Genomic DNA, 24,086 nt, shown 5'->3' with positions numbered 1-24,086 from the left:
TTGTTAGTTAAAAACGGATCATTCCCAAGCGGGAAGTTTTTGTTTGGCCGGTTTTGCACTGCACAAGAATCAGATACCTGACCCGTAAGAGAGATTGATTTGAGAACGATTACTTGTTGACGAATGAGATTCACCGTAATGACCTTCATGCTTGGCATGGTGGGATTGCTGCTTTTTGGGAACCCCGCCACTGCCCAGTTAAAAATAACGTATCCCGCCAGCCGGGCGGTTTTTCAGCGCGATCAGAGCGATAACAGCACCATTTACATTTCCGGCACCTACGCACAGCCCATTACGAGAGTTGAAGCCCGGCTGGTCAAAATGAGCGATGGGCAGGGCGTTGACACCGATTGGCAAACCATCGATGCCAATCCGAAAGGGGGCGTTTTTCAGGGACCGATCCGGGGACGGGGCGGTTGGTATCGGCTGGAAGCCCGGGCCTGGCAGGGCAACACGCTCATCGGGCAGGACAATGTGCTCCGAATCGGAATTGGCGAAGTCTTCATCATTACCGGCCAGTCGAATGCGCAGGGGTTTCAGCAACGGGGAGCCGAAGGCGCCACCGATGATCGGGTGAATTGCATCACCTACGACAACACCGTTACCAATTCGCTGGAAAATCCGCCTGCGCTCAGCTTCCGGCAACTGGGGGCCGATGCGCTCGTTGGACCACGGGGCCAGAGCGCCTGGTGCTGGGGGTTGCTGGGCGATATGATCGTGCGGCTGTATAAAGTTCCGGTTCTGTTTATCAACACGGCCTGGGCGGGCACCGCCATCCACAACTGGATCGAAAGTTTTGACGGAAAAACAACCAAAAACGTTTTTCTGGACCAGAACCTGCCCGCCGGAATGCCGTACGGAAACCTGCTGGTTTCGCTGCGGTATTTCAGCTCCTTGCAGGGTTTGCGGGCGGTTTTGTGGCAGCAGGGAGAAACCGACAACCATTTACGGTTATCGCAGGAAACCTACCGGAATTCCATGCAATTGCTCATCAACAAAACCCGGGCCGACACCCGGCGGTATCCTTCCTGGATGCTGGCCCGGTCGTCGTATAACCTGGGCCGTTTTGACGGAGGAATTATTGCCGCCCAAAATCAGGTAATCAATTCATTTAACAACAATGTGTTTGCCGGGCCGGAAACCGATCGGATTCAGATTCCGCGCTACGACGCCGTTAACAACGACGGCGGAACCCACTTCGGGGGCGATGGTCTGCGGCAGTATGCCGAAGCCTGGTTCGCCAGCATGAACGAGCGGTTTTTTGCCGGTTCGATCCCTTTGTTGCCCTTGCCGACACCGGCTTTAACGGTGGCGTGTGCCTCAACCAACCAAAGCGTTAGCCTAAGTTTACAATCCGAAGTGCGGGACAAAGACAATACCGTATTTGAGCTGAGCAACATCACCTGGAGCAACGGGCAGAAAGGCAGCACCCTGAATGTAACCACGCCGGGCACCTATTACGCCATTGCTAAGGATGCTACCGGAACAACGTTCATCTCACCGTCGGTGACGATAGCAGCTCCGCTGGTTCCGGCCACCCCGGTGATCGTTCAGGCGGGAACGCAGCAGGCCTGTAGTGATTCGCTGTTTACCTTTACCACCGATAGTCCGGTTGCCAATAGCATTTCCTGGAGTAACAACACCGCGTCGCGGCAACTCACCGTCGGAGCGGCCGGAAGCTACTCCGCGCAGGCAACCAACCTGTACGGCTGTGTTTCGCCGGTATCGGCTCCGGCCAGCCTGATCATTCAGCCCCGGCAGGCGCCACCGATCATCGAACAGCGGGGCCCGTTTTCGCTGCAGGCCTTGCCACCCGCCGGGGCCGTAGTTGCCCGGCGGCAATACGACTGGCGGACGGGCGGGACAAGCGTTCCGGGTAATGAAGATGTGATAAAAGTAACGCAGAACGGTCAGTATTCCGCCCGTTCCAAAACGACCTTTACCATCGGAACCAGTTCAATCGTTTGCAATTCAGACTATTCAAAGGAAGTCAGTTACATCGGTAACGAGAGAGCGAGTGATGAGATCATTGCTTTTCCCAATCCATCGGCGGATGGCGTTGTCCGGATTGAAATGAAGACAAGCCTGAAGAACGCCAGCGTAACCGTCTCAACGCTAAGCGGTCAGGTGGTTTATACAAAGTCGCTTCCGGTTTTCGATAATCAGGTCGCTATCAATTTGTCAGCCCTTTCGGTCGGCAATTACATCATCCGGGTGAAGGCCGACGGCTATCAGGCCACCCGGCGGGTTTGGATAAAATAACCAAACAATTGACACAAAGCGGGCCTTTCAATTCGTTGGAAGGCCCGCTTTGTGTTGATAAATCCAGGCTTATGTGGTAAATTTGAGGGATAATTTCGTGTTTGAAATATCACTAACTTGCGTGCTTTCTATAGCTTCTATGAATATAACCTATTTGCCTTCAGATTATTTGCCGGTTTTTATTCAGTTAGGACTGGCGCTGGGATTTATCGTGACGACGATGATTGTCACGCACAACATCGGGCCGAAGCGAAAAAGCCAGAAAAAAGACGCGGCATTCGAGTGCGGCATTCCGTCGGAGGGCGACGCCCGGACCCCGATTTCCATCAAATACTTCCTGATTGCCATTCTCTTCGTGTTGTTTGATGTGGAAGTGATTTTCATGTATCCCTGGGCCGTCAACTTCAAAAGTCTGGGAGTGGCCGGCTTTGTCGAGATGGTTCTGTTTATGGGTTTACTGCTGGCCGGTTTTTATTACATCCTGAAGAAAGGAGTTTTGAAGTGGGAGTAAACTGAAACTCAGGATTAAATGTTTATCTGTTGTTATCAACAAACAACCGAACACTATGGCAAGCGACATTAAAATAGCCGAAGCTCCCGACAGTTACAGCGGTGCGGGTTTTCAGGCGACTTCATTTGATAAAATAATTGGGCTGGCCCGGGCAAACTCGCTCTGGCCTTTGCCGTTTGCGACCTCCTGTTGTGGCATCGAGTTTATGTCGACCATGGCGTCGCGGTATGATATTGCCCGGTTTGGGGCCGAACGCCCGAGTTTTTCGCCCCGTCAGGCCGACGTTTTGCTGGTGGCGGGCACCATCGCCAAGAAAATGGCCCCGGTTGTCAAGCAGGTGTATTTGCAGATGGCCGAACCGCGTTGGGTCATTGCCATCGGAGCCTGTGCGTCGAGTGGCGGTATTTTTGATACGTACAGTGTTTTGCAGGGAATCGACCGGATTATTCCGGTCGATGTTTACGTACCGGGTTGTCCACCGCGTCCGGAACAGATTCTGGACGGGCTGATGCAGGTGCAGGAACTGGCGATCAACGAATCGCTGCGCCGGCGGAATTCACCCGAATACCAGCATTTGCTGGAGTCTTACAATATTCAATGATGAAAAATGGCTGAAAATGGTTTCAATGGTTACCGGGTAAACAGTGCTTCCGTGATGACCATCCGACCGTTTTCAGCCATCCGACCATTCGATCTTTTTTCATGACGAACGAAGAAGTTGCCAAAGATCTGATCCGCCAGTTTGGGGAAAATGTCTATGATTTTGATGAACCGTACGGCATGCTGACCCTGTCGACGACGCGGGAACAGATCATTCCGATCGTTCAATACCTGCGGGATCACTCGATTTACCAGATCGGTTTTCTAACAACGCTTTGCGCAATTCATTACCCTGACGATCCGGAGCCGGAGCGGGAGTTCTGCATTGTATACCAGCTTCATAGTCTGATGAACAATTTCCGGATTCGCATCAAGGTTTTTCTGGCCGAGAATGATCTGCATATTCCGACCCTGACGACCCTGTATGAAAGTGCCAACTGGATGGAACGCGAAACGTACGATTTCTACGGGGTTATCTTCGACGGCCATCCGAAACTGAAGCGGATTCTGAACATGGAAGACATGGATTATTTTCCGATGCGGAAGCAATACCCGCTTGAAGACCCCACGCGGGAAGATAAGATCGATGCCCTATTTGGACGATAAGGTTTGGAGGAGCTCCGGCATGAAGGTTTCATTTCCTTCTCTCCTTTTTCCTTTTCTCCTTTATTCACTTTAGCTACATGAGCACAGTACTCGACATATCGAATAAAGACGTTCCGGGCCAGGATTTGCCGGCCAAGCCTGATGAATCGGTCCAGTACGTCAACGAATTAACGACCCTGAACCTCGGGCCTACCCACCCGGCGACGCACGGTATTTTTCAGAACATTCTGCAAATGGATGGTGAAAAAATCGTGTCGGGCGAGCAGACCATCGGCTACATTCACCGGGCGTTTGAAAAAATTGCCGAACGGCGGCCTTTTTACCAGATTACCACGCTGACCGACCGGATGAACTATTGTTCGTCGCCGATCAACAACTTCGGCTGGCACATGACCGTCGAGAAATTGCTGGGCATTACGGTGCCGAAGCGGGCCGAATACATCCGGGTGATCATGATGGAACTCGCCCGGATTGCCGATCACCTGATCTGCAACGGAATTCTGGGTGTGGATACGGGTGCTTTTACCGGTTTTTTGTACCTCTTCGAAGAACGGGAAAACATCTACGAAATCTACGAAGAAGTTTGCGGAGCGCGACTGACGACCAACATGGGCCGCATCGGCGGGATGGAACGCGATCTGTCGGCCGAAGCAATCCGGAAAATCCGGGCCTTCATCAAGCGGTTTCCGCCCATCATGCGCGAATTTGAGAAGTTGTTCAACCGCAACCGGATTTTTATGGACCGCGTCATCGACGTGGGGCCGATTTCCGCCGAACGGGCGCTCAACTACGGTTTTACCGGGCCCAACCTGCGGGCGGCCGGGGTGGACTATGATGTGCGCGTGATGAATCCGTATTCGTCGTATCAGGACTTTGAGTTCGACATTCCGGTGGGCAAAAGTGGCGACACCTACGACCGGTTTATGGTGCGGAATGAAGAAATCTGGCAGAGTCTGCGGATTGTCGAGCAAGCTCTGGAAAACCTGCCGGAAGGCCCCTACTTTGCCGACGCGCCGGAATATTACCTGCCGCCCAAGAAAGAAGTCTACCGCAACATGGAAGCCCTGATTTATCACTTTAAAATTGTGATGGGTGAGATTGACGCGCCGGTGGGCGAGGTGTACCATTCCGTCGAAGGAGGGAACGGCGAACTCGGTTTTTACCTGATCAGCGATGGTGGACGGGCACCTTATCGGCTGCATTTCCGGCGGCCTTCGTTTATTTATTACCAGGCTTATCCAGAAATGTGCGTAGGAACGACCCTATCGGATGCCATTGTCATTATGAGTAGCCTGAACGTCATTGCGGGCGAATTGGATTCATAAAAACCCATTGCGGAAGATCGGAGGGCTTATGAAACCCGACTGGCAGGATTCAAGAAGCAGTTCGTACCCGGAAACCGTTGTTACAATCCGAAAACTGATTGAGCAGAACGAGTACGAAGAAGCTATGGCTGGTCTTGATGAACTGGAAGACAGCCTGTCGAAACAGGAGCAGCGGGCCGTTAAAAGCCAACTGCCATTTATTGAAAGCATTTGGGAGAACTGTTTTGACCAGGCAGTCACCCTGGCTAAAGCGAAAATGAACTTGTCGCGAACGATCTATTTGAACCTGCTCCGCTGACGTGGCAGGAAGTTTTGAAGACGAATACCTGCTGTAAACCGATATGACGGAAACTCCAACTACCGTAGAATTTACCCCTGAGCGGCTAACCAAAGCGCAGGAAATGATTGCCCGTTATCCCGAAGGTCGCCAGAAGTCGGCGTTGCTGCCCCTGTTGCATCTGGCCCAGGAGCAATGGGGCTGGCTGAGTCCGGAAGTGATGGATTACGTGGCCCGGATGCTGGATATTCAGGCGATTGAGGTGTATGAGGTGGCAACGTTTTACACCATGTTCCACCTCGATCCGGTGGGCAAGCACGTAATCGAATACTGCCGGACGGGTCCCTGCTGCCTCATGGGGGGCGAAGAAGTGTACGATCACCTGAAACAGAAACTCGGGATTCAGGCGGGCGAAACCACGGTCGATCAGAAATTTACGCTGAAAGAAGTGGAATGTCTGGCCGCTTGTGGCATGGGACCGGTTTTTCAAATTCGGGAGAAATACTATATGCACCTGACGAATGAAAAGGTGGACGAAATCATCGAAGAGTTAAGTCGCTGAGGAAATTCCGGTTATTGACATACCCTTAAATTCAAAAGTTACACAGGCATGGAAAGTAAGTTGAAAGATAGACTTCGGCGGTTTTACCGGATGGCCAAGTTCCGGATGAAAAACCTGCCGCTGGATTTTGAGCCGGAAACCCTTCCCTGGATTGACCGGTCCGACGCCGACATCGACGCTTTTGTTAAAAAGTTTAAGACGCCGAACGGTTTTCCGTACGATCTGGGCAAACTGCTCCGTGACTGGCGCGATAAAGGGTACATCATTCTGGAACAGGCCATTCCGGTAGCCTGGGTCGATGGGCTGTGGCAGGAGGTAGAGGAGATGGTCGAAAACAACGAAAAGTATTCGCTTAAATCGCTGGTATATCAGTTCAACGACGGAAAAGAAACACCGATCAAGAACGTTCCCAAAGAAAAACTGAAAGGCATTGGTTCGCGGTTGCTCGAATACCACAGCAGTTCGGTCGCGGCCAAAAAAGTGATGACGCACCCGCACATTGCGACCTTTTTGCAGGCGATTTTCAACGAAAAAACGACGGTTTTCCAGAGCCTCATTTTCAAATACGGAAGTCAGCAGGCCACCCACCAGGATTTCCCCTGGGTGCGCTCGAAAATTGCCAGCCACCTGGCAGCCGCCTGGATTCCGCTCGAAGATGTCAGCCCGGATTCGGGCCCGCTGGTTTACTACCCCGGTTCGCACCGGCTGCCGAAGTTCAATTTTGGAACCGGCATTCTGTTCAGCGAACAGGATTCGTATTACACGCCCGACGAATTCTCGAAGTACCTCGATAAAATTTGCGCCCAGAACGGCATTGAAAAAACCGTATTGCTCCTGAAAAAAGGCGATGTGTTGTTCTGGCACGGGGCGCTGGCGCACGGCGGCAGCCGGATTAACAAACCCGAATTAACGCGTAAATCCTTTGTTTGCCATTATTCGACGCTGCGTTCGTATCCGAAACACCGCTTCGAAGAAGGCGAGAAGTCAATCGAACAATTGCACAACGGCGTTACCATTTACGCCAACCCGACGAATCTGGCCGAAGAGGACATCATGACGACGGGCAACGAATGGAAGTAAATAATTTGTGACTCACGATGCGGGGGCAACCCCTTTTTGAACTATAGCTATGGGCAAAAAAATTCTGCTCGAACATATTAACGTTCCCGGAATCGAGACGTACGATGTATACCGGAAACAGGGTGGGTATACGGCGGTTGAGAAAGCGATCAGGACCATGACGCCCGACGCCGTGGTGGAAGAGGTTAAGAAGTCGGGGGTGCGGGGCCGCGGTGGAGCCGGTTTTCCGATGGGCATGAAATGGAGCTTTCTGGCAAAACCGGAAGGCGTTCCCCGGTATCTGGTCTGTAATGCCGACGAATCCGAACCCGGTACGTTTAAGGATCATTACCTGATGAAACACATTCCGCACCTGCTGGTGGAAGGAATGATTATTTCGAGCTTCGCACTGGGTGCCAACAAGTCGTTCATCTACGTGCGGGGCGAGTTGATGTACGTAATTCACATCCTCGAAAAAGCCATCGCCGAAGCCAAAGCGGCCGGTTTTCTGGGGAAAAACATCCTGGGATCGGGCTATGATCTGGAGCTGATTGTTCAGCCCGGCGGAGGAGCCTACATCTGTGGGGAAGAAACCGCACTGCTGGAATCGCTGGAAGGTAAACGCGGCAATCCGCGCAACAAACCGCCTTTCCCGGCCGTCAAAGGGCTCTACCAATCCCCAACGGTGGTCAACAACGTCGAGTCCATTGCGACGACCTCCTGGATTATCAACAACGGGGGTGACGCCTACGCAGCCATCGGCATCGGCCGGAGTTCGGGCACCAAACTGATTTCGGCTTCGGGACACATCAAAAAACCGGGTGTTTACGAAATCGAACTGGGCGTTCCGGTCGAAGAATTTATTTACTCCGACGAATGGTGCGGGGGGATTCGCGGCGGACATCACTTGAAAGCCGTCGTGGCCGGGGGCTCCTCGGTTCCGATTTTACCCGCCAACCTGATTCTGAAATTGGCCAACGGCGACCCACGCCTGATGTCGTACGAGTCATTGTCGGAAGGCGGTTTTCAGACGGGGACCATGCTTGGTTCGGGCGGTTTTATTGTCTTTGACGAAACGGCCTGCATCGTTCGCAACACCTGGAACTACGCCCGGTTTTACCACCACGAATCCTGCGGCCAGTGCAGTCCGTGCCGCGAAGGAACCGGCTGGATGGAGCGGGTCTTGCACCGGATCGAATACGGTCACGGCAACCAGCGCGACATTGATCTGCTGGTCGATGTGGCCAAGAAAATTGAAGGAAACACCATTTGTCCGCTCGGCGATGCCGCAGCCTGGCCGGTAGCGAGCGCGATCCGCCATTTCCGCGACGAGTTCGAATGGCACATTACCAACCCCAGCGAAGCCACCAAACCGGGTGCGGTTTTTAAAGGCGAAATGGCGCTGGTGTAATCAATTGAGAGATCAGCAGACTGTTTTCAGGCTGATCGTAACCTACGAGTTATAGCTAAATGGAAGATATAAAACCGCAGTTATTCAAAGTTACCATCGACGGGATTGAAGTCGAAGTGGAGCCGGGAACGACCATTTTACAGGCCGCCCGGAAAATTGGTGGCGATGTGGCCCCACCGGCCATGTGCTACTACCAGCCGTTGAAAGGAAGTGGTGGTAAATGCCGGGCCTGTCTGGTGCGCGTATCCGCCGGTTCGGCCAAAGACCCGCGCCCGATGCCCAAGCTGGTGGCTTCGTGCATTACGCCCGTGCAGGATGGGATGATGGTTGAAAATTCGACCAACGAGCAGGTTCTTTCGACCCGCAAATCCATTGTGGAGTTTCTGTTGATCAACCACCCGCTCGACTGCCCGGTTTGCGACCAGGCCGGGGAATGCGATTTGCAGAACTTTGCCTTTAACCACGGTATGGCGACGACCCGCTACGAAGAGGAGCGCCGGACGTTCGACAAACAGGACATTGGCCCGTACATCCAGTTGCACATGACGCGCTGCATTCTGTGCTACCGTTGTGTGTTTACGGCCGACCAGATCACGCAAAAACGCGTGCACGGCGTCCTGGGCCGGGGCGATGCCGCCGAAATCGGAACGTATATCGAGAAAGCCATTGACAACGATTTTTCCGGGAACGTCATCGACGTTTGTCCGGTAGGCGCGTTGACCGACAAAACCTACCGGTTTAAAAACCGGGTCTGGTTTACGAAACCGGTTGATGCCCACCGCGATTGCCCAACCTGTTCCGGCAAAACAACGGTTTGGTACCGGGGGGATGAAGTGATTCGGGTAACGGCGCGGAAGAACGAATGGAACGAGGTGACCGAATTCATCTGCAACACCTGCCGGTTCGAGAAAAAACACACCAGCGACTGGGTGATCGAAGGACCGACGAAAGTGTCGCGCAGTTCGGTGATTTCGGCGAATAAATACCGCCGGGATGAAATCAAACCGGATTTCCAGAAAAAACTGGCGGCCGCAACGTACACGCACGTCGATGAAGAACGGGACACTTCGCAACTGGGAATTCAGCAATTGCCGCCGGAGCGGTTTGCGCCGGTTTTGCCCCACGCCAACGATCCCGAACCCTGAATGTAGACCAGAGAAAAAAGGCTCACTCCATTAAACTCTTGTCTTCTTTCTAATACCTCAACAAAATGAATCTGACAGAACTCATCATAAAAGCCATCATCATTCTCGTCGTTTTCGGCGTGACGTTGGTGATCGCCATGTATTCAACCTGGGCCGAACGCAAGGTGGCCGGTTTTATCCAGGATCGTTTCGGACCAAACCGCGCGGGGCCGGGCGGTATGTTCCAGCCACTGGCCGATGCCGGGAAAATGTTTTTTAAAGAAGACTTTATTCCCTCACAGGCCAACAAATGGCTGTTTATTCTGGGCCCCTGTCTGGCGATTCTGACGGCCCTGATGTCGAGCGCCGTCATTCCATTCGGCGAAAGTATCCGGTACGACGATCTGCTGGTTCCGGTGCAGGGCATCGAAATCAACATCGGTATTCTGTACATTTTCGGCGTGGTGTCGCTGGGCGTTTACGGGCTGATGGTCGGCGGCTGGGCGTCGAACAACAAATTTTCGCTCCTGGGTGCCATTCGGGCCGCTTCGCAGAACATCAGCTACGAAATTGCCTTTGGGTTGTCGATCATCGCCATTCTGATGATGACGGGTTCGTTGTCGATCCGGTCCATTGTGGAGCAGCAACACGGTTTTGCCTGGAACGTCTTTAACCAGCCGCTGGGCTTTATCATCTTCCTGACCTGCGCGTTTGCCGAATGCAACCGGACGCCGTTCGATCTGCCCGAATGCGAAACCGAGCTGGTTGGTGGGTATCACACCGAATACAGTTCCATGAAACTCGGTTTTTATCTGTTTGCCGAGTACATCAACATGTTCGTATCGTCGGCGATTATCTCGTCGCTTTATTTCGGCGGTTTCAATTATCCCGGCATGGACTGGGTACGCGAAACCCTGACGGGTTCAATGGGCGCGGCAACCGGTCACAACCTGGCAACGCTGATTGGAACAATCGTGCTGTTCGGTAAAATCTTTTTCTTTATTTTCTTTTTCATGTGGGTTCGCTGGACGTTGCCGCGTTTCCGCTATGATCAGTTGATGAACCTGGGCTGGAAAAGCTTCATCCCGCTGTCCATTCTGAATGTGGTGGTAACGGGTTTCGGTCTATTGTTCGATATAAAATACGCCAGTTGGGTCATCGTCATTGTGGCAACCGTGCTGGCCGTTGTGTCGTCGGCGCGGGCACCGAAACAAGTCGTTCAACCCCAGCGATCCTGATTCTGTTTACTACTCACTATGCAACTTACGAATCGATCTAAAGAAGTCAGTAACAAGCAAATGACGCTGGCCGAGAAGATGTATCTTCCGGCCATTGCGCAGGGACTGGCGATCACGATAAAGCATTTTTTTGGCAAGAAGGTCACGGTTCCGTACCCGGAAGTGAAACGGTATCTGGGGCCGGTTTTTCGCGGGCACCACGTACTGAAACGTGACGAAGAAGGTCGGGAGCGTTGTACGGCCTGCGGACTTTGCGCCGTGGCCTGTCCGGCCGAAGCCATTTCGATGGTGGCGGCTGAGCGGAAAAAAGGCGAAGAGGACCTGTACCGGGAAGAAAAATACGCTGCGGTTTACGAAATCAATATGCTGCGCTGTATCTTCTGCGGGTTGTGCGAAGAAGCATGTCCGAAGCAGGCGGTTTATCTGCGGCACGACCGGATGGTTCCCATTTTCACCGAACGCGATCAGGTTGTTTACGGCAAAGATCAGCTGGTCGAAAAGCTGGACGACCGCTACATCCGTACCAACCCGGACATTCAGGCCACGCCCACCGAACCGTCGTATTCGCGATCAGCCACCTAATTTTTGTTTAAGGTCTGAGGGGTAGCGTTTAAAGCCGAACGTTAAACCTCAGACCTGCGACTTTAAACGCTAAAAAATGAAGCCTACCGAAATTTTATTCTACGCATTAACCGCCATCACGCTTCTGAGCGCTTCGTTTGTGGTGACGGCCCGCAACCCCATTCACAGCGTTCTGGCGCTGATTATGACGTTTTTCACCCTGTCAGGGCATTATATTCTGCTCAATGCCCAGTTTCTGGCGGCTGTCAACATCATTGTCTACGCGGGTGCCATCATGGTCTTGTTTCTGTTCGTCATCATGTTTCTGAACCTCAAGAAAGAAGATGAAGAATCAAAGACTACCATCACAAAACTGGCCGCGGTGGTAGTGGGCGGGGTGATGCTGGTGGTTATGGTGGCGGTTTTTCGGGCGGCTTCCATGACGACCTACAATCCTTCGACCTACAACGAAAAAGTCGGTCTGGTCGAGAATTTAGGCCTTGTTTTGTACAAAGATTACCTGCTGCCGTTCGAGCTGGCTTCCGTCCTGTTGTTGGTGGCCATGGTGGGCGCCGTTATGCTCGGCAAACGCGAACCGGGCGACCGGCACTATTAAGGCCGGAAAGAGCTTTCTGTTTGAAAAAAAGGGGATGTACGTGCAGTACATCCCCTTTTTTATTCCTGAAGAGAAGCGCTCCGACCCTCGGATTGTTTAGCGTCTGCGCCGAAACCAATTCGCCCGCTCGGTGGAAAAAACCGCCTTAGCGCGACGAGATCACTTTCCGGATGCCGAGGTAACCGCCGACGGAATCATAAAGCAGCCAGCCATAATCCGACGCCACGGCGGCATTGATCTGAAATTCGCCCAGACCGCCCAGCGTAACGGGCGCCGTCAGGCTGAACAGCGAAGACCATTGCTTTGTTTCGGGATACGGTTCGTTGTAGGTGCCGATGTTGCTGCTGTACGACAGTTTACCCATCCACTCAACGCGCCCGATCAGCCCCGACAGGCCGAAATGCAGCATGCTGACCCGGTTGTTGCCAATGGCGCCGTTGGGCAACCCGGCCCGAACGTCTTTGCCCGCGGTCAGAAAAGGAGTACCGATGGTGCGGTTTCCGTACGTCCAGCCATCGACGTACTGCGAGTGGTTGAAGTAGTTGTCCCGCCCTCGTTTGGCGGGATTGCTGATCTCGAAAATCGGTCCGCCCTGATTTTTAGTGTAAAGAAACTCGGTCAGAAATTCGTTGATCGAGAAAAACGAGCGCTCGGTTCGTTTGTTCTTAAACCGGATGCCCTGCAAACCGTCGCGAATGTTGGTAAGGTAAAACAGCGAGCCGTCGTCGTAAAGGCTCTGGCGGTAGAGCAGCACGTTGAGATCGCCCAGATCCGCTTCCAGCGCCAGATCGACCGTGCCGAGGTGATTACCGACCCGGTTTTCTTCAAAGCTGGGCAGCGTCGTATCAATTTTGTTGGAATTCCGGTGCGAGGTGACCACGAACCAGTAATTGCGTAAACCGGTGGGCAAATGGCCGTTGTTGGTAAAATCCGGCGATATTTTATCCGAATAACCGCCCCATTGCACCTGGTGGTTCATCCCGGCGTAAAACTTGAATTTCGAACCCGGTTTTCCGAGCCGCCCATACAGGGCCTTCTGGTGCAGGTACGAGTTGGTAACAATGCGGTTATTGTCGAACCAGCCGTGGTTGTAGAAAGCATAAACGGCCAGGAAATCATTGGTCAGCGGAACGGAAATGAAACCATTGGTTCCGATCTGAATGACCGGAATGGGCAGGGCGTTTCCCGACCAGGCGTACGAGCCCGAAGTCAGCGTGGTGTCCATCAGTCCGTAGACGGTCCGCCGACGCCCGGCGTAGAATTCAAAACTGCCGTAGCGGGCTTTTACGTAGGCTTCGGGCAGCAGGATTTTCGAGTTGCCTCCCACGTTGCCGACCACCTCGACCCCGTATCCCCAGTCGAACTTTTTCTGCTGAATAATGCCGCTGTCGATAACCGGTTTTCCGTAATCCGACGAAATACCGACCCGAACCGTGGCGGCTGGCGTGGTGGTGGGGACGATGCCGAATTGATTGGCCCGCATCCAGAACGGTGTGCGATCACCTGAAGAAATGTAGGCGCCTGCCTGCAGATCATACCGGGTTGTTTTGGGGAAATAAGCGCGCTGAGCAACAACCGGATGGATGAAACACGAAACTATTACAAAAAATGCCAGTCCGGCTTTTATTTTCATACTTGTAAAACGTCTCCAATCTATTTATTTGCCGCGTCCCTGCACCATGACCCGGACCGTCTGAACGATGAGCCAGACGTCGGTTGAGAGCGAGACACTCTGAAGATATTCCAGGTCATACCACAACCGCTGGACCATCTCTTCGACATTTTCGGCATAGCCGAATTTGATTTGTCCGATGGAGGTAATACCGGGTTTCACCATCAGCAGATACTTGTATTCCGGCGATTTTTCAACGATCTGGTTGATAAAAAACTGCCGTTCCGGGCGGGGACCCACCACCGACATATCGCCCCGCAACACGTTGTAAAACTGCGGAAATTCGTCGAGCCGGGTTTTTCGCATGAACTGCCCCCAGGGCGTAATCCGGTGGTCGTTATCGCCCGTCGAAAGGGCCGGGCCACTCCGTTCGGCATCCGGATACATGCTGCGAAACTTGTAAATATGAAACGGGCGACCCCATTTTCCGATCCGTTCCTGCGAGTAAAAAACCGGTCCTCGCGAGCTGAATTTGGTGATCAGGGCAATAACCAGGAAGAACGGCGAGCCAAACATCAGGACGCTGGACGAAAACGCGATGTCAAAGATTCGTTTGAACACATTGACCTGCAAATCGTCGAGGTAATGCGTTGACATGCTGATTACCGGCTGTACGTCGTGGTATTCAATGGTCACGCCTTTGGTCAAAAAGCCTTTGAAATCCACGATCAGTTTGACCTGGTAGCTGGCTTCCTCCGAAAAATTCATGATGTCGCGCAACTGCTCGGTTTCGATGTACGGCAGGCAGCAATACACACAGTCGATCTCGTTCCGGATGATGTATTCTTTCAGGTAGCTGTAATCGCCCCGGAGTGCAGCCGCGTTGTCGGGCGTCAGTTTATCGAAATACCCGTAAAATTTAAAACCAATTTCCGGGTACATCTGGTAGAACGTCTGGATACTGCGCGAAAGCGGGCCGTAGCCGACGACGACAAACCGCCGGGTGTTGTAACCCATTGCCCGGTAGACTTTTAGCAGAATCAGCACCACCGCGCGCCAGAGCGAACCGGCGCACAGAAACAACACATACGTCAGAATAAGGTGTTCACGTGAATAATAAAAACCGCCTTTGGTAAATACCCAGAAAACCGAAACCAGGGCAATGTGCAGCCCGATCAGTTTGGCCAGACCCACCAGCAGATTCTGGATCGTGAACGTCAGACGGGAAAAATTATACGGCTTATTCAGTAATAAAATCAGGAACCAGGCAGCGTTGATGAACCAGAACAGGGTAACATATGGTACATCGAATAAGGATTCCATGGTACCAAATTTCAGCCGGTAAGCAAGCGCGAAACAGATATCCAGAAAGATGATATCCATCGTCGCACTAAAAGGCCGCAATAAAAAAGAAAACCGGTGTTTCATAAGCAATTCGTTTAGAACGGTCGCTGCACGGGCAGGCTAAAACTGACTAAACCGTTCCCCCGATGAATTCGTAACCAATGAAAAACACTTATTATAAGGAGCTTCACGCCAAAGAGTATAACCCGAAGTTCATCTTATTTGTACGATATTCGACAGAAAATTATTGAAAAATGGCACAATATTTATCCTAAGGGCATATCGTTTTTCTGTTTCTTGACATAGTTCTATTTAATAATCAGATAGTTAAATGGCTTTTCCGGGCCCAGGCCATTCAGTAACTTTACTGGTGACATACTGTTCGAAGGCCCGGCGGAAGTTCTCGTTGCTGAACCCCTGCGCGTGTTGATGAATACTGACCGGATCAAACCGATCCGCACTGCGGTCGAATCGCTGAACACATTCAATAAGCGAATCGGCGCGCTGCTGGTTGAAAAACAAGCCGGTTTTCTGATCAACGACTGATTCCAACACCCCGCCTTTTCCGTAGGCCAGCACCGGCGTTCCGCAGGCCTGCGCTTCCACGGGCGTAATACCGAAATCTTCTTCGGCGGCAAACACAAAGGCTTTGGCTTTTTGCATATACGAAACCAGCGCGTCGTTGGATTGATAACCCACCAGTTCGATGTTCGGCGTGGCCAGCCGTTTGATTTTTTCGTAATCCGGACCATCGCCCACCACCACCAGCCGTTTGTCGGGCATGGCCGCAAACGCTTCGACAATCAGGTTGATTTTTTTGTAGGGCACCATCCGCGACGCCGTCAGGTAGTAATTTTCCTTTTGCTGGCACAGCGCAAACTGCTGCGTATTGACCGGCGGATAGATCACATCGGCGTCCCGGCCGTAGACTTTTCGGATGCGCCGGGCAATGTAACGGGAGTTGGCAACGAAGTAATCGACCCGCTGCGCCGACTGGTAATCCCAGAGCCGGATGTAGTGCAGGATCAGCTTGGCAACGGCTCCGCTCAAGCCGGTTTTCAGCCCGCTCTCGTTCAGGTACTGGTGGTACAAATCCCAGGCGTAGCGCATGGGCGAGTGGCAATAGCAGATGTGCACCTGATTGGGGCCCGTCAGCACGCCCTTGGCGACGGCGTGGCTGCTCGACAACACCACGTCGTAAGCGCTGAGATCGAACTGCTCGACGGCCATCGGCATCAGCGGCAGATACGACCGGTATTTCTTTTTGGCCCACGGCAATTTCTGAATGAAACTCGTCGTAGCGGTTTTGTTCTGGATGAGCGGGCGCTGCGCGTCGGGTAAAAAATCGACCAGCGTGAACAGATCACTCTGCGGATACAGCCTCAGAATCTGTTCGACCACACTTTCCGAACCGGCAAACGTAACCAGCCATTCGTGCACCAGGGCGATCTTTGTATCAAGCATGATTTTATGTTGAGATAAAAGAGGGCAGGCAAGACAAATACGACCCGAATCTCTTATCTAGCCTCTCCTGTCTAATCCGGTAATGATTCCGGCCAGTTTTTTGGCCGATTGCTGCCAGTTGAATCGTTCGACCCGTTCGCGCCCTTTTTCGACCAGCGTGTTGCGGAGCGATTCGTCGCTGTAAAGCTTGACCAGGCCGTCGCGGATGCTGCCAATGTCGTACGGATCGACGTACACACTGGCGTCGGCGCAGACTTCGGGCAGACTCGTGGTGTCGGATACCAGCGTGGGACAACCGCAGGCCATGGCTTCGAGCGGAGGAATCCCGAACCCTTCAAAATACGACGGATACGCAAAAAACAGGGCGTGCTGGTACAGATTGACCAGTTGCTCGTCGCTGAGGTAGCCCGTAAAAATGATGGACGGATCGTGCTCAATCATTTCTTTCAGGCCCGTATCGGCAAACACTTTGTGGGCCGCGCCGACAATCACCAGTTTGGTGTCCTGAAACTTCGCCAGTTGAAAGGCCTGAATCAGCCCTTTAAAATTCTTGCGGGGGTCGAGCGACGAAACCGCCAGAATGTACTTGCCATACGGGTTTTCGCCTTTAATAACGGGCGGATACCGGAAAATATCCGAAATGCTGGGGTAAATAATGTCCAGTGCCGAGCGCGGAACGTCGTAAAACCGGTGCAGATCGTTTAGGGAATACTCGCTGATGGTCAGTACTTTATGGGCCTTCCGGACAATGCGCGGAATGGTGAAGTTATACAGTAACGAGAATTTTCTGGAAAACCACTCGGGATGCCGGTGAAACGACAGATCCAGGACCGTAACAATCTTGTTATCGTACACAATCGGGGCCGTGTTGCACAGATTCAGCAGCAGCGGGCTGTCCTGACTCTGGAGGTAAAACGGCATTTCGATCTGTTCCCAGATATACCCCCGGCTGCGCCCGTAAACTGTCGCGCCTAACTCACTCGCAATGTCTTTCTGAAGAATATTATGGGGCGTTAAAAACGTAATATCCGGTAGCAGATTCTTGAGTCGCAACCCGAGTTCGATGCCTACCCGTTGGGTTCCGGTGACGGGCTGGGTCAGAAATCGGGCGTTGACAACAACAGATTTATGATTCATAACAGACTATAGTGAACAGGCGTAAAATTAGAGATTGCTTTCCACACTCCTTATAGAAACCGCCGGGTTCCGCTTTTTAGTATCAAAATTTCGCTTGAGCACGTAAATGCACAGGGCGATCACCAGCGGCAGGGCATTGGAAGGCGACGTAATCCGGTGTTCGGTGAAACTCATGACCGACAGGTTGAAATACGAAACCAGCAGAAACTTCCGGACAAAACTTTCGGGTCCTTTTTTCAGAAACTGATAGAGCGCATACCAGAACACCAGAAAAATGCCCAGCCCGACGAGTCCCTGCTCACCCAGGATGTGGAGGTACGAATGGTGGGCGTGGGCATCGTTAAATTCTTTCTTCGGCTGGTCGTTGAGACTAAGCACGTACGGAAGGCCCTTGTATTTCAGCGGAATATCGTTGACGGAACCAAAACCGGTGCCGATCAGGGGCGAATGCAGAAAACAATCCACCGCGCGCGGCCAGGTTTCGAGCACCCGAATGGCTACATTGGCCGATTTGGTGCTGACCTCGCCGAAAATAGGCGAAATGTAGGTGCTGGCGCCCGCTTCACTCAGGTCGGCATCGCGCACGTAGCGGTCGTAGAGCGGATACGCAAACCACAGCACCACGCACTGAACGGCCACAATGGCCAGCAGCGCCAGCCGAATGAGGTAGGCGCGGTTGGTGCGGTCAAAAAAGTAAAAGGCAAAACCGGCCACCAGACCCAGGATGGAGCCGCGCGAGGTGGTGGCCACCAGAAAGACAGAATTAATCAGAATCATCAGCAGCCACTTTCGCCTGCGTTCCTGCAAATACAGCACAATGTTGAGCGAGAGCACGATGCTGATGAAACCGCCCGCGCCGTTGGTACTTTTGAAAAAACCGTGAAAGTATGTTTCGGGGTTGCCCCAGTCGGTGATGGCGGCAAAATTGGTGAGCACCAGATTCAGCGCAAAGGCCAGGGCGTTGACGGCGGTGGCAAAAATCAGAAATTGCTTGAAAAGCCGGTCGAGAGCCACGTTGTACGAAAAAAACGGGATCAGCAGCAAGGGCAGGTACGAAATGATGAAGTTGCCGTCGTACCGGTAAAATCTAAAGTTCCACAAAGAAGGCGGGTAGTAGATCAGAATGCCCGCCAGCGAATACAGAAAGTAGATATAGAGGTAATAAATAAACCGGGGAAGGACGAAAACCGAATGCCGCAGGAATAGGTACGGCAAAACCGCCAGGGCCAGAATCGACGGCAGCGGACTGATGAAGATCAGGTTGGTGACCGTTCCGAACAGCCCGATCAGCAGCGCGATATAAAGCATTGACCGGATCTTCATGGCGTGCGGCCCGTCAGCCGTTTGGCGTATACTTTCAGTTTGTCTTTGTAAAGCCAGGTCAGGTATTGCTGACGGCTCAGAATGCCGTTTTCGTGCCAGAGGTGCAGGTTTTCCCAAACGGCCTCCGCTTTGTGGGAAGCGCCACCCTGCCGGAAATTACTGAGAATGCGGTTTAGGGGAATAAACGGAACCTGCTGCCGTCGAAAACGTAACATCAGCTCGTAATCACTGACGTAGCGGTAGTGCTCACTGAACAGGCCGTAGGTCTGGTAAAACGAGGCCGGTACAAAACAGGTCGGGTGCTCGATGTTGCCTTTCGGGAGCTGGCTGGCGTGTGTTTGAATCAGAAAAGCTTCCTGTTCGTTGAGAAAGGTCCGCTGAATGCCGTGAAAAACCGCCGGGCCGGCCTGCTGATAGGCCTTTACCACCCGCTCGACGGTGTCGGTTTCGTACCAGTCGTCGCTGTTGATGATGCCGATCAGTTCGCCGGTGGCCAGCCGGATGCCCTTGTTCATGGCGTTGTAAATGCCGGAATCGGGCTCGGAAACGTAGCGAATGCGCTCCGGAAACTGCCGGGCATACCGCTCGATGATGGCCACTGTCTGGTCGGTCGATTTGCCGTCGATCAGAATGTACTCGATGGGCGCGTAGGTTTGGTGGACCACCGACTGAATGGTTTGTTCAAGGTGTTGCTGACTGTTGTAACAGACGGTGATGATGGAAACCAGTGGCGGCATAAACGACTCCAGCGAATGCGTAACGAAAAGAAAACGACTCAGAACGGTTCGACCGCTTGCGTGCGCGTATTGAAAACCGGCAAGCCCCGGATGACCTCAATGCGGTCGTCGCCGGTGGCAAACGTCAGGTTTCCGGCCGGGTCGCGGGCTTCCCGAAACATCGAATACACGTATCCTTCGGCGGCTGTCAGCGGTTTTAACGACCCGAGCTGGCTGTTTTTAACGAAATAGGCATTCAGCCCGACGCTGTTGCAACCCACCAGCGAATAGCCCTTTTCGGCGGCCAGATCGCAGAGCGCAGCCAGTGACGTACCAAAATACAGATGGCTGTAATGGGCCTGACCCCGGACAAAATCCGGTTTATAAGGAACGGTAATGGCTCTTTCGGCCCCGAAAAGGCTGTTGTATTCGGCCACTACAATATCCGGATCAACGGCCTGGATGGCCTTCCAGACCCAGTAATCATTCCCATCGATGTCGATGCTGAGCAAACCCAGCGTTCCGGCAAAACCGTTGTCGGCGAGCAGGGAATTGATGTTTTCGGCGGTGATAAACGCCTGTTTGGCAATCAGGTGGTGCTGCCAGAAAAACCGGTCGGACTGGATGTAGGCGATGTTTTCCGTACTGCCGTCCAGCACCAGCCCTTTCCAGTTGTTGTTGATCAGCAAAAACCGGGTGTTGGATTCAACGTAGGTTTCGACGCCGAATTCGACGAAGCTGCGGGAACGGATCGGAACCGTTTTAATCAGGTATTGAATAATGCCGTCGTCGCCGTATTGTGAAAACACTTTGTATTCCGCATCCTGAAGCGACTGAACCGCCGTTTGCTGGAGCGAAAGCAACTTGCCCATCAACACCCGGTTTTCGTACACTTCGTGCCGCGTTGTCTGAAGCATCGTCGAAAAAAACTGGATTTTCTTGAGAATTTTCCCGATCATAAGAGCTATAAAGCGTTATCCGCTGCGGTCAGAAAGGCAATCGATACTAACGTTCACGGTAGAATTAGCCACAAAGATAGGAAAATGCCGGTTGGCTGTTCAGTCATTGGGCAGACTCCTCTTGAGCGGGAAAATAACGGTTACAAACTCTGGTACAGCCGCAGGGTGTCCTGCACGGTTTTTTCCCAGGAAAAATGCTGCAATTGCTGGCGTCCCTGCTCGGCGAGCTGCTGCCGCAAAGCCGGTTTTGTCAGGATTTGCGCCACCGCTTCGCGCATGGATTCGGCCTGATCCGGATCAAAATACAGGGCCGCCGGACCGGCCACTTCGGGCAATGAGCTCCGGTCGCTGATCAGGCACGGACAGTTGCAGGCGAAGGCTTCCAGCACCGGAATGCCGAATCCCTCGTAGAGCGACGGAAACACAAACGCCAGCGCCTGACTGTATAACTGCCGCAATTTGGCGTCGTCAATGGGGTGCTGTTCAACGAGGTCGGTGAGGCCTGACTGGTGCAGGGCGGTTTTTTCCTCGGACGAAAAAGCGCCACCGCCCGCGCAAATCACCCGAACCTGGTGGGAACGCAGCAACGGTGCCGCGGCCCGGATGAAGGGCAGAAAATTTTTGTACATGCTGCGGTTGCCCACAAACAGCAGATACGGTTTTTGGGCGGACGGTTCGGCGGTTTTTTCGGTCACCGAAACCGAAGAGCCGAGGTAAATAACCCGAACCCGTTCCGCGGGTACCTGATAATACTCGACCAGATCTCGTTTGGTATTTTCCGAAATGGCGATGATGGCCGTTGCCTGATGAACAATCTGCTTTTTCCAGGCCATGACCTGATGATCGGCGGCCAGTTCCGGAAAAACCGTGTGGTATTTTTCGTGAATCATGTCCAGAAACGTGACCACAATGGGGCGTTTTCGGATGTGTTCGAGGAAATACGGTTCGTAATACGTGGCGTGAAAAACGTCGTACGCCCTTGTGCGCATCTCCAGGAGATTGAACGCTTTGTTGAGTTTGTAGATGTACGGCTGGGTTTTGGCAAAGGGCAGGCTGGGAAGAAACGGAAGCGCCCGCAGGGATTTTTCCTTTAAGTAGGCATTGTTCGAAACGAGAAGTGACAAATGGGCCTGGTGGTCGCTGGTGGGCTGTTTCAGACCGGCAATCAATTCACAGAAATACCGGGAAATGCCGCCGTAATTTTGTTGGGAAAACGTTTGGTGGTCAAAAAAAATCTTCATGCCGAGGTGTTTTCGGGAAGCGCCTGCCTCCCGAAAGCCACAAAGTAACGGTAAATTTGTCAAAAACGGGTTTCCGGATCATTCACTGCGCGCAGAAAACCGGCGTGTCAATTGAGCCCGAGCCGCCTTTTCAGGCTGGCGGTTTTGAGCGTTACCCAGTTCGGCTTTTTAAAGTAATGATGGGTGGCGTATTCCGTGGCCGGCAGGTTCTCAATCAGAAAACTGGGGTGCCGGATTTCGTGCAGCGGCTGAATCGGTACGTTGGCCAGCGATCCGTTGTCATCCAGTGTGTGGGTAGCGCCATTGCCAAACCCAATGTTGGACACCAGATTCTGGTTGGGCGAAATACATAGGCCGTTATTGATCCAGATGGAATAACACCAGGGATAGGCCCAGCTGCTGGTACGCCCGGCATATACGCCGTCGAAGGCTTCCGTCCAGTACTCCTGCACTTTGGGGTCGGGGAAGAGGTCGGCAATGCGGTTTAATTTCCGGAAACCCGGGTACGTTGCCATGCTGCCGTCGTATTTTTCCCAGGCCCGACGCCAACTGGCCCAGCCCCAGACGTGGCAGATTTTGGAATAGAAATAGGACCCGTCGCCGTGCCATTGTCCGTTCTGAAGATTGGTGCCTCCGATGTGTAAAATGTTGGCGCTGGCGCGGTGATGGTGCAGGTTTTCCCGGCAAAAAGTGAAAAAAGTCGGGTCGGGCAGGCAGTCATCTTCTAAAATAATGCCCATTTCGACCTGCTGAAAAAACCAGGTGATGGCCGTACTGACGGCCCGTTTACACCCCAGGTTCTGGTCCTGGACCAGCCGGTGAATGGAGCAGGGCCAGTCAATTTCGTTGAGCAACGCCAGGCACTGGGCTACGTTTTCCTGATCGGTGGGGTGCCCGGCGCGGGGGCCGTCGATGGACACAAACAATTCCCGGGGTTGAACCTGACGGATTCGATCAAGAACTTGGCGGGCAAGATGAGGCCGATTAAATAAGAGGAATAAAATGGGTACGTCTAACTGCATCGTTACGCTGAGTTACGTTAATCTGGTGAGAACTCTCTCCGCTTAACTACATTAAAATAACGTCAATTCTAAAGGCTTCCATATGAAGATTCCGCACTTTAGACAGAGGGTGGTTATAAATGAATAAATCAACAACTAGCTCTAAGGACAGATTTTGTCCGCGAACAGTTGTCAGGATTACACCCAAAAAATTCACATTTATAAACGATCCGGTAGGCCGTAGGGCTATTTGCCTAATGATTCAGGTAAGACGAGTACTTAAAGGTACAAAATTCTTTATTCAGAAGTGTTAAGCATGCTGCCAATTCCGTGTATGGGTTGCCGTTCATGACCCGGTTTAAAATCGATTTGCCGGGACAGATAAAAAGAAGTGGTGGTAGTATACCCGTTAATCGGATTAAAACCCGCCATATCAATTTCAATCAGGTCCGCTTCCCGGAGCAGGGCGGACGAGCGGGGGTGCCAGTCCGCATTGTCCAGAATGAAAAAACCGGTCGGCGATAGCCGTGCGAGTGCGCTGGCCGTGCAGTCGAAGCGGTATTTACCGTCAACAATGATGATGTCGAACGGATCGGGAAACCGGTGGATCGCCCGGATGTATGCTTCTTTATCTTCCAGTAAAAGGTAGTCAACATTCGGGGGGAGCCGGGCCTGAATGGTGGCATGCCAGGCTTTATCGTCTTCCACGGCGATGACGTGCTGGCAGCGACTGGCCCAGAACAGCGTGGAATTGCCCGAACCGTATTCAAAGACGGTTTTCGTCGATAAATCCAGTTGCTTGATAAACTCAATCGCGGGGTAGGTATACCACGGAATCGGGTTATTGTCCTTATCCACGGATTGCCACCGCTTCGCACTTTTGAAATGGCCAAATTCACGGCTTAGATTCTTGTAATTCTGAAAAGTGGCGCCGTATTCGTACGGCAGTATTTTCAGCAGCTTCCCCAAAATGAATCCGATCATAGCTGTAAAGAGTTAAGGAACGCTACGACTTCTGTGAGTGTACAAAAAAACGGTTTATTGGGGAAAATGTACAGAAAATTTTATCCTGTGTCCGAAAAATACCATTCTAAAAACCGGACAAGCGAAGAAGGCGCCCAGCCGAAAACCGCAGCT

The 24,086-nt window shown here is 52.6% G+C and carries 23 protein-coding genes; 13 read left to right on the top strand and 10 right to left on the bottom strand.

What is annotated here, in order from left to right; all coding sequences use genetic code 11:
* Positions 1–123: 123 nt before the first annotated feature.
* From ACYVHX_RS16825 to ACYVHX_RS16765, 13 genes are all read left to right on the top strand, one after another.
* The gene (locus tag ACYVHX_RS16825; protein ID WP_460672827.1) at positions 124–2,262 is read left to right on the top strand and encodes a T9SS type A sorting domain-containing protein; all 2,139 of its coding nucleotides are present in this window, start codon (positions 124–126) and stop codon (positions 2,260–2,262) included.
* A 139-nt stretch (positions 2,263–2,401) separates the two neighbouring features.
* On the top strand, positions 2,402–2,773 hold the full coding sequence (locus tag ACYVHX_RS16820; protein ID WP_460672826.1) for an NADH-quinone oxidoreductase subunit A: 372 nt from the start codon (positions 2,402–2,404) through the stop codon (positions 2,771–2,773).
* A gap of 55 nt (positions 2,774–2,828) precedes the next feature.
* A complete protein-coding gene (locus tag ACYVHX_RS16815) occupies positions 2,829–3,374 on the top strand; it encodes an NADH-quinone oxidoreductase subunit B (protein ID WP_460672825.1) in 546 nt (181 codons plus the stop codon).
* Between the two features lie 101 nt (positions 3,375–3,475).
* Positions 3,476–3,979 carry an NADH-quinone oxidoreductase subunit C gene (locus tag ACYVHX_RS16810; RefSeq protein ID WP_460672824.1) on the top strand — a complete coding sequence of 168 codons (504 nt, stop codon included), beginning with the start codon at positions 3,476–3,478 and terminating at the stop codon, positions 3,977–3,979.
* A 77-nt stretch (positions 3,980–4,056) separates the two neighbouring features.
* Positions 4,057–5,304, top strand: coding sequence for an NADH dehydrogenase (quinone) subunit D (nuoD, locus tag ACYVHX_RS16805; protein ID WP_460672823.1), 1,248 nt, complete (start codon positions 4,057–4,059; stop codon positions 5,302–5,304).
* 28 nt (positions 5,305–5,332) lie between these two features.
* Complete coding sequence (locus tag ACYVHX_RS16800) at positions 5,333–5,602, top strand: hypothetical protein (RefSeq protein WP_460672822.1); 270 nt, start codon at positions 5,333–5,335, stop codon at positions 5,600–5,602.
* A gap of 43 nt (positions 5,603–5,645) precedes the next feature.
* On the top strand, positions 5,646–6,143 hold the full coding sequence (gene nuoE / locus ACYVHX_RS16795) for an NADH-quinone oxidoreductase subunit NuoE (RefSeq protein ID WP_460672821.1): 498 nt from the start codon (positions 5,646–5,648) through the stop codon (positions 6,141–6,143).
* Positions 6,144–6,203: 60 nt separating this feature from the next.
* A complete protein-coding gene (locus tag ACYVHX_RS16790; protein ID WP_460672820.1) occupies positions 6,204–7,223 on the top strand; it encodes a phytanoyl-CoA dioxygenase family protein in 1,020 nt (339 codons plus the stop codon).
* Between the two features lie 49 nt (positions 7,224–7,272).
* Positions 7,273–8,613 (top strand): NADH-quinone oxidoreductase subunit NuoF, encoded by a 1,341-nt coding sequence (gene nuoF, locus ACYVHX_RS16785; protein ID WP_460672819.1) that lies wholly within the window; start codon positions 7,273–7,275, stop codon positions 8,611–8,613.
* Between the two features lie 59 nt (positions 8,614–8,672).
* The gene (locus tag ACYVHX_RS16780) at positions 8,673–9,758 is read left to right on the top strand and encodes an NADH-quinone oxidoreductase subunit G (protein WP_460672818.1); all 1,086 of its coding nucleotides are present in this window, start codon (positions 8,673–8,675) and stop codon (positions 9,756–9,758) included.
* Positions 9,759–9,823: 65 nt separating this feature from the next.
* Positions 9,824–10,975, top strand: coding sequence for an NADH-quinone oxidoreductase subunit NuoH (gene nuoH / locus ACYVHX_RS16775; protein WP_460672817.1), 1,152 nt, complete (start codon positions 9,824–9,826; stop codon positions 10,973–10,975).
* A gap of 18 nt (positions 10,976–10,993) precedes the next feature.
* The gene (locus tag ACYVHX_RS16770) at positions 10,994–11,557 is read left to right on the top strand and encodes a NuoI/complex I 23 kDa subunit family protein (RefSeq protein ID WP_460672816.1); all 564 of its coding nucleotides are present in this window, start codon (positions 10,994–10,996) and stop codon (positions 11,555–11,557) included.
* Positions 11,558–11,633: 76 nt separating this feature from the next.
* Entirely contained in the window at positions 11,634–12,152 is a 519-nt protein-coding gene (locus ACYVHX_RS16765; RefSeq protein WP_460672815.1) for an NADH-quinone oxidoreductase subunit J family protein, read from the top strand.
* Positions 12,153–12,297: 145 nt separating this feature from the next.
* Here ACYVHX_RS16765 and ACYVHX_RS16760 read toward each other — a convergent pair whose 3' ends face one another.
* The 10 genes from ACYVHX_RS16760 to ACYVHX_RS16715 all read right to left on the bottom strand — a co-directional run bounded on the left by ACYVHX_RS16760 (position 12,298) and on the right by ACYVHX_RS16715 (position 23,933).
* Entirely contained in the window at positions 12,298–13,785 is a 1,488-nt protein-coding gene (locus ACYVHX_RS16760) for a capsule assembly Wzi family protein (protein WP_460672814.1), read from the bottom strand.
* A gap of 24 nt (positions 13,786–13,809) precedes the next feature.
* Positions 13,810–15,147 carry an exopolysaccharide biosynthesis polyprenyl glycosylphosphotransferase gene (locus tag ACYVHX_RS16755; RefSeq protein WP_460672958.1) on the bottom strand — a complete coding sequence of 446 codons (1,338 nt, stop codon included), beginning with the start codon at positions 15,145–15,147 and terminating at the stop codon, positions 13,810–13,812.
* A 288-nt stretch (positions 15,148–15,435) separates the two neighbouring features.
* Positions 15,436–16,572: a glycosyltransferase family 4 protein gene (locus tag ACYVHX_RS16750; protein WP_460672813.1), complete on the bottom strand. Its 1,137-nt coding sequence runs from the start codon at positions 16,570–16,572 to the stop codon at positions 15,436–15,438.
* A 57-nt stretch (positions 16,573–16,629) separates the two neighbouring features.
* Positions 16,630–17,709 carry a glycosyltransferase family 4 protein gene (locus ACYVHX_RS16745; RefSeq protein WP_460672812.1) on the bottom strand — a complete coding sequence of 360 codons (1,080 nt, stop codon included), beginning with the start codon at positions 17,707–17,709 and terminating at the stop codon, positions 16,630–16,632.
* Between the two features lie 27 nt (positions 17,710–17,736).
* Positions 17,737–19,032, bottom strand: coding sequence for an O-antigen ligase family protein (locus ACYVHX_RS16740; RefSeq protein ID WP_460672811.1), 1,296 nt, complete (start codon positions 19,030–19,032; stop codon positions 17,737–17,739).
* On the bottom strand, positions 19,029–19,769 hold the full coding sequence (locus ACYVHX_RS16735) for a glycosyltransferase family 2 protein (protein WP_460672810.1): 741 nt from the start codon (positions 19,767–19,769) through the stop codon (positions 19,029–19,031). Before ACYVHX_RS16735 ends, ACYVHX_RS16740 begins: the two co-directional genes overlap by 4 nt.
* Positions 19,770–19,807: 38 nt before the next feature.
* Positions 19,808–20,665, bottom strand: a complete 858-nt coding sequence (locus tag ACYVHX_RS16730; RefSeq protein ID WP_460672809.1) for a hypothetical protein — start codon at positions 20,663–20,665, stop codon at positions 19,808–19,810.
* A gap of 182 nt (positions 20,666–20,847) precedes the next feature.
* Entirely contained in the window at positions 20,848–21,948 is a 1,101-nt protein-coding gene (locus ACYVHX_RS16725) for a glycosyltransferase family 4 protein (RefSeq protein WP_460672808.1), read from the bottom strand.
* A 107-nt stretch (positions 21,949–22,055) separates the two neighbouring features.
* Positions 22,056–22,874: a nucleotide-diphospho-sugar transferase gene (locus tag ACYVHX_RS16720; RefSeq protein ID WP_460672807.1), complete on the bottom strand. Its 819-nt coding sequence runs from the start codon at positions 22,872–22,874 to the stop codon at positions 22,056–22,058.
* 372 nt (positions 22,875–23,246) lie between these two features.
* Entirely contained in the window at positions 23,247–23,933 is a 687-nt protein-coding gene (locus tag ACYVHX_RS16715; protein ID WP_460672806.1) for an O-methyltransferase, read from the bottom strand.
* Between the last annotated feature and the right edge of the window lie 153 nt (positions 23,934–24,086).

It is taken from the genome of Larkinella ripae (assembly GCF_054780775.1).
The sequence above is the reverse complement of the archived record's forward strand: the minus strand, read 5'-3'. Positions and strand labels throughout refer to the sequence as shown.